This is a genomic window from Enterocloster bolteae (genome assembly GCF_002234575.2).
GTDB classification, from domain to species: Bacteria; Bacillota; Clostridia; order Lachnospirales; family Lachnospiraceae; genus Enterocloster; species Enterocloster bolteae.
The window spans coordinates 6464208-6476660 of the sequence record NZ_CP022464.2; the positions used below are offsets into that span (position 1 = coordinate 6464208).

17 protein-coding genes are annotated in these 12453 nt (G+C 51.5%); 3 read left to right on the forward strand and 14 right to left on the reverse strand.

The window, feature by feature from the left end:
* Window positions 1–32: 32 nt before the first annotated feature.
* Window positions 33–1952: a recombinase family protein gene (locus CGC65_RS30090; protein WP_007037430.1), complete on the reverse strand. Its 1920-nt coding sequence runs from the start codon at window positions 1950–1952 to the stop codon at window positions 33–35.
* Between the two features lies 1 nt (window position 1953).
* Complete coding sequence (locus CGC65_RS30095; protein WP_002595096.1) at window positions 1954–2157, reverse strand: transposon-encoded TnpW family protein; 204 nt, start codon at window positions 2155–2157, stop codon at window positions 1954–1956.
* 262 nt (window positions 2158–2419) lie between these two features.
* On the opposite strand from CGC65_RS30095, the gene CGC65_RS30100 reads away from it, so the two are divergent.
* Genes CGC65_RS30100 through CGC65_RS30110 form a run of 3 tightly spaced genes read left to right on the forward strand, consistent with a single transcriptional unit; the run spans window position 2420 to window position 5233 of the window.
* Window positions 2420–3256: a hypothetical protein gene (locus CGC65_RS30100; RefSeq protein ID WP_007037429.1), complete on the forward strand. Its 837-nt coding sequence runs from the start codon at window positions 2420–2422 to the stop codon at window positions 3254–3256.
* Window positions 3257–3287: 31 nt separating this feature from the next.
* A complete protein-coding gene (locus CGC65_RS30105; protein WP_007037428.1) occupies window positions 3288–4208 on the forward strand; it encodes a hypothetical protein in 921 nt (306 codons plus the stop codon).
* The gene (locus tag CGC65_RS30110) at window positions 4205–5233 is read left to right on the forward strand and encodes a virulence RhuM family protein (RefSeq protein ID WP_007037427.1); all 1029 of its coding nucleotides are present in this window, start codon (window positions 4205–4207) and stop codon (window positions 5231–5233) included. The genes CGC65_RS30105 and CGC65_RS30110 overlap by 4 nt, the downstream gene beginning before the upstream one ends.
* 63 nt (window positions 5234–5296) lie before the next feature.
* On the opposite strand, the gene CGC65_RS30115 is transcribed toward CGC65_RS30110, so the two are convergent.
* The 12 genes from CGC65_RS30115 to CGC65_RS30170 form a co-directional block, all read right to left on the reverse strand.
* The gene (locus CGC65_RS30115; RefSeq protein WP_002596150.1) at window positions 5297–5572 is read right to left on the reverse strand and encodes a DUF6809 family protein; all 276 of its coding nucleotides are present in this window, start codon (window positions 5570–5572) and stop codon (window positions 5297–5299) included.
* Window positions 5573–5585: 13 nt separating this feature from the next.
* Window positions 5586–5936, reverse strand: coding sequence for a TnpV protein (locus tag CGC65_RS30120; protein ID WP_007037426.1), 351 nt, complete (start codon window positions 5934–5936; stop codon window positions 5586–5588).
* 103 nt (window positions 5937–6039) lie between these two features.
* Entirely contained in the window at window positions 6040–6186 is a 147-nt protein-coding gene (locus CGC65_RS31495) for a hypothetical protein (RefSeq protein WP_007037425.1), read from the reverse strand.
* 127 nt (window positions 6187–6313) lie between these two features.
* Window positions 6314–6508, reverse strand: a complete 195-nt coding sequence (locus CGC65_RS30125; RefSeq protein WP_002594231.1) for a transposon-encoded TnpW family protein — start codon at window positions 6506–6508, stop codon at window positions 6314–6316.
* Window positions 6505–7359 carry an ATP-binding protein gene (locus CGC65_RS30130; RefSeq protein WP_007037424.1) on the reverse strand — a complete coding sequence of 285 codons (855 nt, stop codon included), beginning with the start codon at window positions 7357–7359 and terminating at the stop codon, window positions 6505–6507. The genes CGC65_RS30125 and CGC65_RS30130 overlap by 4 nt, the downstream gene beginning before the upstream one ends.
* On the reverse strand, window positions 7356–8096 hold the full coding sequence (locus CGC65_RS30135) for a replication initiator protein A (protein WP_002594233.1): 741 nt from the start codon (window positions 8094–8096) through the stop codon (window positions 7356–7358). Before CGC65_RS30135 ends, CGC65_RS30130 begins: the two co-directional genes overlap by 4 nt.
* A gap of 130 nt (window positions 8097–8226) precedes the next feature.
* Window positions 8227–8613, reverse strand: coding sequence for a cysteine-rich VLP domain-containing protein (locus tag CGC65_RS30140; RefSeq protein WP_002594234.1), 387 nt, complete (start codon window positions 8611–8613; stop codon window positions 8227–8229).
* Complete coding sequence (locus tag CGC65_RS30145) at window positions 8603–10228, reverse strand: relaxase/mobilization nuclease domain-containing protein (protein ID WP_007037423.1); 1626 nt, start codon at window positions 10226–10228, stop codon at window positions 8603–8605. The genes CGC65_RS30140 and CGC65_RS30145 overlap by 11 nt, the downstream gene beginning before the upstream one ends.
* A complete protein-coding gene (locus CGC65_RS30150; protein ID WP_002594236.1) occupies window positions 10200–10595 on the reverse strand; it encodes a plasmid mobilization protein in 396 nt (131 codons plus the stop codon). The genes CGC65_RS30145 and CGC65_RS30150 overlap by 29 nt, the downstream gene beginning before the upstream one ends.
* Window positions 10596–11222: 627 nt before the next feature.
* On the reverse strand, window positions 11223–11711 hold the full coding sequence (locus tag CGC65_RS30160; protein ID WP_002569239.1) for a hypothetical protein: 489 nt from the start codon (window positions 11709–11711) through the stop codon (window positions 11223–11225).
* A 114-nt stretch (window positions 11712–11825) separates the two neighbouring features.
* Window positions 11826–12131: a hypothetical protein gene (locus CGC65_RS30165; protein WP_002569240.1), complete on the reverse strand. Its 306-nt coding sequence runs from the start codon at window positions 12129–12131 to the stop codon at window positions 11826–11828.
* Window positions 12132–12294: 163 nt separating this feature from the next.
* Entirely contained in the window at window positions 12295–12435 is a 141-nt protein-coding gene (locus CGC65_RS30170; RefSeq protein ID WP_007037419.1) for a Maff2 family mobile element protein, read from the reverse strand.
* Window positions 12436–12453 lie beyond the last annotated feature (18 nt).

Consider the following 12453-nt stretch of genomic DNA (forward strand, 5'->3'; position numbering starts at 1 on the left):
CCTGCCCGGTTTGTTGGGGCAGGCCGCAGTCTTTATGCAGTTTGTGATGTTTCCGTTTCTTTGGCTTTCCGCTTTTCCTGCCGGTAGAACTTCTCCCGGCAGGCGGGTTTGCAAAATTTAGCGTTAGGGCGGACAGACTGGAACGGCTCTCCGCAGCACTGGCATACCAGCTGGTACGGTTCACCCGGAACAATCAGCCCCTCAGCAATCTTTTGTTTGCGCTCCTTCTGGCGCAGATACTTTTCATGGTCACGGATGCGCTTCTGGCGGCGCTTTTCCTCCGCAGCCAGTTCTTCCTCGGTGGGTCCGGGCATGGGCACTTCAAACTTCCCGATGAAATTCAGATAAATCTCAATTTCCTGCACCCGCTCCCCGGTGCTTCTGTCCGGGGCATGAACCAGAATTTTCTCCACAAATTCATGGAGCATGGGGGCGGTCAGCTCGGTGAAATCCGTATATTTCTGTGCCAGCGCCAGAAAGTGGCTGGCACGGTCCGTGTCCTCATGGAACTGGTCCAGCTGTGCCTGCTCGGAGGCAAGCAGCTGTTCCAGTTCGGCCTGTTCCTTTTCATATTCTGCACACAGCAGCTCGAACCTTTTTTCTTCCAACTTGCCCATGGCATAGGTTTCATACAACTTTTTAATCAGCACGTCCAACTCGGCGCTGCGCCTGCGCTCCTTGGCAACCTTGCGTTTCAGCTCCTTTGCCGCTTCCTGCTGGCGAACCTGTGAAATACTGCGAACTTTCTGAATAAATTCCTCCTTGTTCTGGATGGCATAGCTGGCTGTGGTGCGGATGGTTTCCAGAATCAGGGCGTTCAGGGCCTTGGTGCTGACGGTGTGGGAAAAACACATCTGGGTTTCACGCTCAAAAGTCAGGGTATAGGTGGAGCAGTTATAGAAGTCGGTTCCATACTCTCGCCTGTCCTTTTTGCGCTTGCCCCGGTGGTTATACATCTTGGCTCCGCAGTCGGCACAGAACACAAGGCCGGTCAGGGGATTGGCGACGCCAGTGGTATCTGTTCGGCGCACCGTCCGTTTCACCTGCTGGGCCAGCTGCCAGGTTTCCGGGTCAACAATGGCCTCGTGGGTGTTCTCAAAGATCAGCCAGTCGGACGGGTCATTTTTTACCCGCTTATCCCGATAGGACTTTTTAGAGGAACGGAAATTAACGGTGTGCCCCATATACTCCGGCTTGGTCAGCATGGAGTTGACCGTGAAGCCGTACCAGTCATAGGGGCGGCTGGTGTCCACGGTGTTTTTTCGGCAGCCCCTACCGTTTCGTGCCAGATAATAAGCGGGGCACTCCACCTTTTCCTGTGTGAGTATCTTGGCGATCTCATGGGGACCGTGCCCCTCCACCGCAAGCCGGAAGATCCGCCGCACCACGGCGGCGGCTTCCTCGTCTACCAGCCAGTGGTCCTTGTCCTCCGGGTCTTTTTTGTAGCCATAGATGGCGTTGTTGGTGGTTGGCTTGCCCGCCTTGCCTTTGACACGGTATGCTGCCGAAACCTTTTTGGACTGGTCACGCAGATACCATTCGTTCATGATATTGAGAAAGGGCGCAAACTCGCCGCTGTCCTGTTCCTCGCTATCAATATTATTGGCGACAGCAACAAAATGAACCCCATTCTGCCGGAACATTACCTCGGTATAAAAGCCGGTTTGCAGGTAGTTTCTGCCGATCCGACTTAGGTCCTTACACAGCAGATGGGCTACCTTTCCCGCCTCGATGTCCGCCACAAGGCGCTTCCATGCGGGACGGTCAAAGTTGCCGCCGGACCACCCATCGTCTGTGTAGTGGACGATATTGGTGTAGCCCCGCTGTACTGCATAGCTTTCGAGATAACGTTTCTGGTTCAGAATGGAGTTCGAGTCGCCCGTGAGGTCATCGTCACGGGACAGGCGCTCATAGAGCGCAGTGATTTTTTCTTCCGTCTGTCTGTTTGCCATATCAGGCGCTCCTTTCAGACGGACGGCTCATTTGTGGCAGTTCCATTATACCACATTCCGGCTGGTTTGCCAGCCCGTCATTGCGGATCAGCCGCAGAATTTTATCTTCCATCGTTTCCTCGGCGGTTTCGCTGAGGTAGACACGAACTTTATAGGTGGTCTTGCCAATGTGCCGGGTCAGAAACACGGCGTTTTTATCTGCCATAGAACCTCTCTTTCTTGCGCTTTCGGCGCATCCGGTGTATACTGTTGTTATAGTTCCGTTGTTTGTAACCTGCGATTGTGTTACTCATTTTTTGTGTCAAGCCTGAACATGGCGAAAGCCCCCTTTCTCCTGCGTGAACGAGCGAATGTAACCCAAGTAACTTGTTATTAGATTACTCTTTCACTAATAGGAGAAATCCGGGGTGCAAAACGGAACCATTTTTGAAAAATCGTAAAATATTTTTTTGAAAAGAGGTGGGGTCATGGCGTATCTGTCTGATGACGAGCTTCTGGATACCGAGGGTGGCTTCACCGGATGGGACGCTGGGGCGGAAGAAACGCTGGAACAGGCGCTTGCGGAAGAACGTCTGGCCGAGCTGGAAAGTGAGCTGGAGCAGGACGAGCATCCCATCAACTATGAAGCGGAGCTGGAGGACGAGGAAGAAGAAGCCGCCCCGGTCAGTGATAAACGGCTCAAACGGGAGATGCGGGCTGAGGCCATACGGCGGCTGGAGGAAGCGGCCCGCACCGAAAAGGATTTCCGGGCCGTGGTGGAGGAATGGAACAAGCTGGACCGGAACCGGGAGCGCCGGGAACGAGACCACGAAAACCTTCGTGGGGATGTGCCGCTGGAATATCAGGCGGTGCCGGAACCGAAGCTCATTCCCCGCTGGATGAACAATCCCGCATACCGGCAGCTGATGGCCGGAAACTTTCTGGACATCCTGTTTGACTGCCCCTATGAGATGCACAACCTGACCGCCGATGCCTTTGTTTCCCGCATGGTGGAGGAACTGAGCGAGGAGCACAAGGAAGTTCTATATTTTCTCTCTTTGCGGCTGTACAGCACCACCCGGCTTGCCGCTGTGCGTGGGCAGTCTGACCGCAACATCCGCAAGCTGCGGAAAACCATCCACAAGAAATTGCAGCGCCAGATGTATGACCATATGTGCGGCAAACAGGAGCATGGCGGCAGCTTGACCTTGCGGGAACGCCAGTTTTTGGAGGAATACTCGAAAATCGCAAGGAAACAGGGCAAGGATGCCGTGATCCGGCGGGAGAACAAGTCCAAGCGCAGAAAAAAGAAAAACCGCCCCTGATAATTGGGACGATTAAGGAGAAAGGGCGTGTATGATGAAAAATTTATTTGAACAGTCCCGTTCCCATTGGGTGCGGTACGATCATTACGAGCTGAAAACAGCGGAAGATGGAAAGCGGTACATCACCCCCGGCAAGAGTGCAAAGCCGGATGTCTACAATCCGCTGAAAGAGGTCCCCAATATTGTGCTGGATGCGCTGAATGTGGGGATGCTGATGATGGGGCGCAAGCCGGAAGCAGAAGTGGAAAAGGCGATAATGGAGTTTATCACTCGGTACGGCCTGCTGGGGCTGATGACCGCCCTGCCCACCACGCCGTCCTTTATGGACTATGAGGCGGTATACCTGCCCAAAAACCACTTCATTAAGGAAGAATCCATGGCGACAGACAAATACCTGTCCCTGTTTTATCCTTTTGACCAGCTGGACTTGGTGAAGAAAGGCATAGAATCCACGTGGAATGTGTCCGGTGACCGGACGATGATTGCCCTGACCATGACCTTCATGGACGAGCCGATGGCGAAAAACATGAGTTTCCAGCGGGAATATGCGGAACCCTACGAGTGGGTTGCTCAACAGTTCAAGGACTGGGCCTTTACGCTGACCACCGCCTTTTTCTACTACAATGACTATGATTTCATGGGCGAGGACGAACGGGGGCTGCACCGCAAGGCCATGGCCGCATTTGGCGGGATCGCCCCCAGCTACCACATTGAGCTGCTGGATAAGCCCACCATTTACTGGGATTTTCACTCCCTACTGTTGGGCATCCAGATGATGTTCAGCTTCATGTTGGTGGACAGTGACCAGCCCCTGCGCCTGTGCAAGCACTGCCAGAAGGTGTTCCTGGGCAACCGGTCCAACGCCGCCTTTTGCAGTCCACGGTGCAAGAATCAGTACAATGTCTACAAGAGCCGGGGAAAGAACCGGACGGATGGAGGTGACGAAGAATGAGTGAGGAACAGGGACTGACCCCGTATGAAACCAGAGAAATCCTCTTTTACAAGACCGAAAATGGAGAAGTGCGGGTGGAAATCCTGCTCTTTCAGGAAAACCTCTGGCTAACACAGGCAAAAATGGCAGAGCTGTTCGAGGTACAGAAAGCGGCCATTTCCAAGCATCTGAAAAATATCTTTGAATCCGGCGAACTGAGCGAGGATTCAGTTGTTTCCAAAATGGAAACAACTGCGGCGGACGGGAAACGGTATCAGACCAACTATTACAATCTGGATGCCATTATCGCTGTGGGGTATCGTGTGAACTCCAAAAAGGCGACCATGTTCCGCATTTGGGCAAACAGAGTGTTGAAAGAGTTCATCATCAAAGGTTATGTGATGGATGACGCACGGCTGCGGGAGCCGGAGAACTTTTTCGGCAAGGATTATTTCGAGGAACAGCTGGAGCGTATCCGGGACATCCGGGCCAGCGAGAGAAGATTTTACCAGAAAATCACGGACATCTATTCCCAGTGCAGTGCCGACTACGATGTGGAAAGCCCTATTACAAAGGAGTTTTTCGCCACGGTGCAGAATAAGCTCCACTATGCGGTCACCCATCATACCGCCGCCGAGATCGTATATGGCCGTGCCGACAGCACTAAGCCCAACATGGGGCTTACCACATGGAAAAACGCCCCCAAAGGCCGTATCCGCAAATCGGATGTCACCGTCGCCAAAAACTATCTGAACGAAACGGAAATGCGAAACCTGAACGAGATCGTCACCATGTACCTTGACTATGCGGAACGGCAGGCCCGCCGGGGAAATGTCATGTATATGGCCGATTGGGTCAAGCGGCTTGACGCATTTTTACAGTTCAACGAGGAAGATATTCTGCATGATAAAGGCAAGGTGAACGCCGCCATCGCCAAAGCCTTTGCTGAGAAAGAGTTTGAAAAGTTCCGGGTATTGCAGGATCGGACCTATCAGAGCGACTTTGACCGGCTGGTTGCGGAAACTTCGGATGATCTGACAGAATAACCATATATACAGAAAGCCCACGCCACCGGTCTTTCCGGCTGCGTGGGCTTTTTCGGCCATCGCTTATTTCTTGTTTTGCAGCTGTTCATGGGCCTCCTGCTGGACAATCAGCCCCGCCGAAAAGCCATACTTGAAATGGCTCTCACTTTCTTCGCACTGAGCGATAGCGTTCTGCGCCCGGAGTTCCTCCACCAGAGCATAGTCCTCTTTGCTGAGCCGCTGGGATAACTGCTCCATCAACGCCGCACAGGTTTGGATCGCCTTGCGGTATTCCGGGGATGTGGGAACAACGGTTTCACAGGGATAAAACTCCCCGTTATACATGGCTTCCAAAATCATTGCGTTCCCTCCCTCAACAGTAGACCAACTCCGCCAGGACGATTTCCTCGGCCCTGTTGTGGATGGAGTTCATGGAGCGCACCCATGCCATCTGGTCGGCAGATTTCAGGGCTTCTGTGAAGCCCTCTTGCTGCATCATGGCTTTTTCGATAATTTCCAGCCGCTCCCGGCAGGCGGTGTCGATTTCCTCCAAATGGGGAAACAGCTTTTCAGTGACAATAAGATCGGTATACAGAATGGGCCGGTGTTCTTTTAAGTAGGCACGGCGCAACCGGCCATATTTCCCGATATGGTACTCTTTGGTGTCCGATAACACAAGGTTGGGAATGAGATAGTCGCCGCATTTGGTGTAAGTCAGTTCCATACAAGGCTCCTTTCGTGGGAATGTGGTTGACAGTTACGGTAGGTTTGAGGGCATCCCTCCTTTATCATAACTGTCTTTTCATTCGCCACAAATGAGCCGCCAGTCATGATGTAATGTTTTTTGGTGTAATCCACCCTCTATACATTACATCATGGTTGGAAATGGAATTGCTCTCGCCTTGCAGCTCGTCCTCATGGGACAGTCTTGGGTAAAGGGCGGTAATGAGTTGCTGGGTGGTCTGTCTTAACATAAATTCCTCCGTTTCCGACAGCCAGCCCCACTATTCCGTACCTTGATTGTACCACATGGGGCGGCTGTCTGTATAGCGGCAAAAGCGTCAAATCTGCTTCTTTACGGTCGGTAAAAATGACGGTTTTTCAATCAGGCTTATCACAGGTCAAATATCCGGCGGCGGCTTCTGCTTCCAGCACTTTCATCATCTTGTCAGCGGCGGTGTCGGTCGCCCCCTCCTTGAAAAAGCCAGACACCACAAGGATTGTGTTGCCTATCCTCGTTTCGGTCACGCAGTCCGGGCGGCGGGCAGGGCGTTTGTTTCTCTGGGTGTCGGTCATAGGCAAATCTCCTTTCCGGCAAGCAGCCGTTTCAGCTGTTCCATTTTTCCCTGTGCGGCGGCTTTCCTCAAATTCTCCCCGGTAAAGCAGAGAGGGGAACACATTTCAAGCAGGCGGTCATAAATCCGGGCGTGGGCGGTGTCCTCCGGGTGCTGCAATTCCTCCAGCGTGAGGTTGGTCGTCACAATCAGCGGCTTCCTGCTCCGGTAGCGGCTGTCAATCACATTGTAGACCTGTTCCAGACCGTATTCTGTGCCACGCTCCATTCCAAAATCGTCAATGATGAGCAGGGGGAAGCTGCAAAGGCGGGAAATATATTCGTTCCTGCCCGCAAAGCTGGCGGCAAGGTCGTTTAATATTGCTGCAAAGTTTGTCATGCGCACCGGGACTTCCTGCTCCATGAGGGCGTTTGCAATACACCCGGCAAAATAGCTTTTCCCAGTGCCTACCCTGCCCCACAAGAGCAGCCCGTAGTTCCCGTCCTTTATCTGTTCCCAGCGTGCCACATATCCGGCGGCGTTCTTCATCTGCGGGCAGCTGCCGTTATCGTTGGCAAATGTCCAGTCCTGCATGGTCTTGTCTGTAAAGCCCTGCCGTTTCAGCCGTTCCACCGTTTCAAGGTGGCTGCGCCGCTTCTCGGCGGCTTCCCGTTCCTTACGGGCTGCCCGCTGGCAGTCGCACTCTGACGGGTGGCGGTCACGCCCGAAAAAGGTCTTGCCCTCCGGGAAATAGGCTTCTTTGGGTTTCCGGCATTTGCCGCAGTATAAAAGCCCGTCCTCCCCGGTGTAATCCTCCGGCTCGGCTGTGGTGTCGGTCATAGGCAGTATGGTGTTGTGGATTGTATCGGTCATAGGCTTTCTCCCTCCTTGAATGAATAGTCCGGTATGCCTTTCTTTGGCTTCTCTTTGGCAGCGTCCTCCTGCGCCCACTTGTAAATGGTGGCTGCATGGCTCTGGTACTGCTTCCCGGTGGAAGCGATGTGGCAGGAAAGGCGGTCAAGGTAATACTCCCACTTGCCGGGGAAGTCCTGTTCCAGCTCCAAAAGTTCTGTGTCAGAAAGAAATACATTTTTATATCTGCCATAAGCGGCGGGGGGCTGCCCCTCACTCGCTCCTTTTGTTTGGCTCTCTATTAGGTTGTTTATATTAGTTTGGTTAGGGGACGGTTTTCCGACCGTCATAAGGTCAGTTTTCCGGCTGTCAGTTGGTCGGTTTCCCGCCCTTATGAGGGGCGGTTTTCCGTCCGTCAGTTGGTCGGAAAACTGTACCACTGGGATAGGCGGCACTTTCACATACAGACGGTTGGCGGCAGAAAAGCCCGTCCGTCTGCGTTCCAGCAGCCCGGCAGCGTCCAGTTCGTTCAGTGCGCCCTTTATGGTGGTGCAGCCTTTATCCAGCATTTCCGCTATCTCTGCTATGGGGTAGACAATGTATGTCCGTCCCTCGCTGTCCTGCCAGCCGTTCTTCTGCGAAAGGGTGGAACGGTCTAACAGCAGCGCATATAACTCTCTTGCGGTGTGGGATAGGTCTGTTTCCAGCAGGAAACGGGGGTAAGGCAGGTAAGCGGGCAGCTCCGTTCCTGCGGTCATATAATCAGCGATAGGGTTCACCTCCTTGTGGTGTCTGTCTGTGGGTTCTGTTACGCTTTTAGGGGGCGTTTTTAAGGGAAAAGGATAAATGTATCACGCACCCTTTGACACCCTCCAAAAAAGCCTTGATTTATGCGGGTTTGAAATGCCCTAAAGCGTGACATTTCTCCCTTTGTTTCCGCTTCCGTTTGGCGGCGTTTATCCGCTTCATGCGTCCGGCGCAGTCCGGGCAGTATTTCCCCCGGTTGGATTTTGGGAAGAAGAACGCCCCGCAGACAGCGCAGCGTTTCCGGCTTCCCCGGCGCAAGAGGGCGGCTTCCAGTGCTTCATCAAGGGGCAGGACAGCGGCGGTAAACCAGCGGCAGAGCAGCGAATAGCTGATACTCTGTACACACACGCAAGGCTCGCCGTCCTCCAACAGCAGGCAGTTCCCGCTGTCATAGTTGCAGCACTCATGCACAAGGCGGCGGGCTGCCCGGTACTGGCGGTAGTCCATGCGGGGGATATTACCGTTCATGGCTCTGCTCCTTTCTGCGCTGCGGCTCGCTCCGGCGTAAAATCTGGTCGATATTGCCCTTGACAGTCTGCAAGCGGCGGTACTCCTCCCATTTTGCCCGGTAATCGTTGTAGCCGCTGTTTTTCTCTTTGATAAGGCTTTCAATCTCTGCTTGCAGGGATTTATAGCTCGGCAGCTTGGAAATGCCGTTCTCCCTGAAATAGCGGGCGGCTGCGTCTGCTATGATAAAGTCACTTTCATGCTTCTGACGGTAGGCTGCTTTTGCTTTGGCGTTTTTCTGCTGTTTCAGCCCGTCCCGGACAGGGCGGGTCTTGGAATAGGCAAGCACCTGCCGTTGCAGCTCCTTTTTCCCGTTCAGCGTCTTTTCCACCTGCTTCAACCACGCAAGGCTTTCCTGCATGGCGGCATAGGCGGCAGAACAGGCTTCGTCCAGTTCCTCCGGGGAGGAAAAGCCGTACTGCTGATAGGCGGTAACGGTAGCTGCCATTTGCTTTAGGTTGTGCTTTGCCGCCCAGCGGTCATAGCCCACGCCCTTGCCCTCGGCTCGCTTGGCTTCCCGGTCAACCATGCGCTGCAAGGTGTTGTCTGCCGGGGTGGTTTTTGCAGCTTTTTCCCCTTGTAACGGCTTTTTAACTGCGGCAGGGTATTCGGGTATGGCTTTGGTCTGTTCGGCAGCTCTGTGGGCGTTCTGCGTGAGCAGGGCAAGGACAGCAGCCTTGTCAAAATCGTCCCCCAGCTTTCGGGCTGTGATAGGCTTTGTCCTGTCCGGCGTGAGGTAGGAAAGCCGCCCCCGGCTCTCCTTGACGGTCACACCCTCCCGCAGCAAAAGGGAAGAAAACTCGTCAAAGCTGCCAGCTTGGGAAAGTGCCTGCCGTATCGTCCGGCGCAGCTTCGCCTTGTCCGTTTCAAACTTGGTGGGCTTGGTCGGCTGTCCGGCGGCTTCTCTGGCGGCGTTCTCTTTGTCAAGGGCAAGCTGCCCTTTCTTTGCCGCCCAGTATTCCCGTTCGGTTATCCGTTCCTTGCTGCCGTTCAAGAGGTCGATTTGGTAAAGCCCCTCCCGGTGGCACATTTCCATGACTTCGCTCTTGAAATATTCCATAGCGGCGTTGGTGCAGCGGTGCTTGCAGCCCTCCCGTGTGTCGGCTGGTCTGTCCATGTAGGGCAGAAGCGGGACTTCGTAAATCCGCAGGGAGTTGATGACGATATGCACATGGATATTCCCGCTGTGGTTATGCCCGTCCGGGTGGGTGCAGATTAGGGCTTGGTGTCCGGGGAAATGCTCCTTGCAGAACTGCTCGCCCAGCTCCTGCGCCCGGTCTACGGTCAAGCCGTTGTCTGTCCCGTCCCGTGGGTCAAAGCTGATGATATAGTGGTGGCTTTTCACATCTTCCCGTTTTTGGTTTTTCTCATAGCGGAGATTGGCTCGCATACAGGCAACAGCGAAATCCTCGCCCCCGCAGTTGAGGGAAGAAATGCGGTAATCCTCCCTCGGTATCAGCCGCCCGTTTTCATCAAGGGTGGCTTTCATGGTAAACTCGTCATGCTCAAATGTGAGATAGGCTTCCGCTGCGCCATAGTCGGCGTTTTTAGAGCTGATATGTTTGAATGTTGCCAACAGCGTCACCCACTTTCTGCAAGACTTCAAACTTTAGGGCAGCAAGGTCGGAAACCGCCGCCCGTACCTCCCCGGCAAGCTGCGGATAGGGGCTGTGCCACTCGTTCAGCGTCCGGGCTATCTGGTTTAAGTTGCCGCCGATCCTCCCGTATTCGGCGGTCAGCTTCCCGACAGCGGCAAGCAGCTCGTCATTGATGGGGGAAACGGTTATGATGGGGCGTATGGCTGCCCCGGTTATGGCTTGCCGGATAAACTCGGCTTGGCTCATGTGGTAAGCAGAAAGCCGCTGGGCAAACTCGGCGTATTCTTCCTCGGTCATGCGTGTTTTGACTACCCGGCTGCGGTGCGGCGTGTTGTATCGTTTCATAGGTGGTTGACCTCCTTTCTGTGCGTGGTGTCCTCTCACTAATAGGAGAAAAACAGGGTGTGAAGCGGAACTGTTTTTGAAAAATCCGAAAAATATTTTGAGGGGTTTTTCAGCGGCGCAAGCCGCATAAGCAGGGTTTGGGGAAGGCACTCCCCAACAAGATTCCCGCAGGGGCAAAATGAGCGATAAGCGAATTTTGGCACCTCGGTAGAATCTTGCTCTAAGAAACTGCCGGCCTGCCGTTCACTTGCTACTGCCACTTTTTCAGAAAATCTATAACCAGCTTTTTTTATAAAAGGCTGCGGGCTGGCGTTTTTCCCTTACTCCCTACAAACCACAAAAGAGCAGAATGGACGGACTTTCCGGCAAGAACTTTTCCGGCGGCTCGGTCTTTCCCGACAATAAGGCGTTTCGGAAGCTGCGTTTTGCCCGCTGTCTGAAAAAAATGGCAGCCTTTTTTGGTTTCACTGTCTAATACGGAACTTTTGGAAATTTGCCAAAAATGGACGCAAAAAAAGCAGCAAATCTTTTTCGGATTTACTGCTTCATGTGCCGCTGCGGTGCGGCGGGATGGATATTCAGTTGAAATAAAAGAGGATGGTGGTACTTTAGTCTATCGACTCTTTACTAACTATTAGGTAATCTTGAAAGATTTTCCTTGAATTTATCTAAAGAATGTTCATTGTTTCCCGCAAAAATAAGTGGAATTGTATATTCATATGATATGCCATTTTCATAGTCCGATAATTGTATTTTTATAGTATCATCCCTCTCATCTTTAGGTGCTATATATATGAATGAATTTTTATTTATATCAGATATTTTCCCTTTTTCAGAAGAAACAGTATAACCCCAGTCTGTTAAATTTGTCTTTATTGTAACTTCTGTTTCTGTTTCTTTTCTAGTCTGCAATGCTGTTTTATCGATTTGGATATCAAAAGGAGTCGAACCTAACAATTCACTGTTTATATTTACAAGTTCTTCTCCATTTGTTTTAGAAATATTAGATTCATCTTCATAATTTTGTTGAGATTCATCTTTTGGTGTTTCTCTGTTACATCCTAATAAAAAGCATAAAATAATTAGTACTAATACAGAAAGTTGTTTTTTTTGCATTTATTTCTCCTTTCATATTATCAAAGAAAGCACTGAGAGTACTTTCAAGAAATTTTGAAATATTCTCAATGCTTTCTATTTTTTGATTATAAACTTGCCGGTAATGATACTATGTTAATTTATCTCTTTCGCGTAACCTTTGTTGCAATATACACATGCACCATTCACCCATTTGTGAGACATTTCAATCGTCTCAACTTCATAAATGCTTACTTCTCCACAAATTAAACATTGTTTGTAATTATATACATGACGTGTCGCACATTTATCCCAGTCATCATATATACCAGGCATTTCATCTTCATATCCATAGTACTGGGGAGAACCCCAACTATGAGTATGAGCGGCAAATACAGTCATTGGAGCAGCTACAATTCCAGCTACTACTGAAAGTGCTAAAATAGATTTTCTTAAATTCATAAGTTCCTCCCTTTCCTTAAAAATACATAGCTCTTTGTTACATTGTCATTTTAACATAATAATTGGTAAAATGCAATAATTTATTTTCTATTTACGAGAAAATACTGTGCATATTATCTTATTTAGGAATAGTTAAGGCGGCTACCTAAATCTTTTTATTACTTTACCGCACATGAGCATTTGCACCAGGGTTGTCGTTGCCGTAACCTTCCAGCAGGTTGATAACGCCCCAGATACCGAGACCGGCACCGAGCGCGATAACGAGGGTCTGAAGAACGGTGATTGCCTGTTCAAAAAATGCCATATAGTTTGTTAGCCGGAA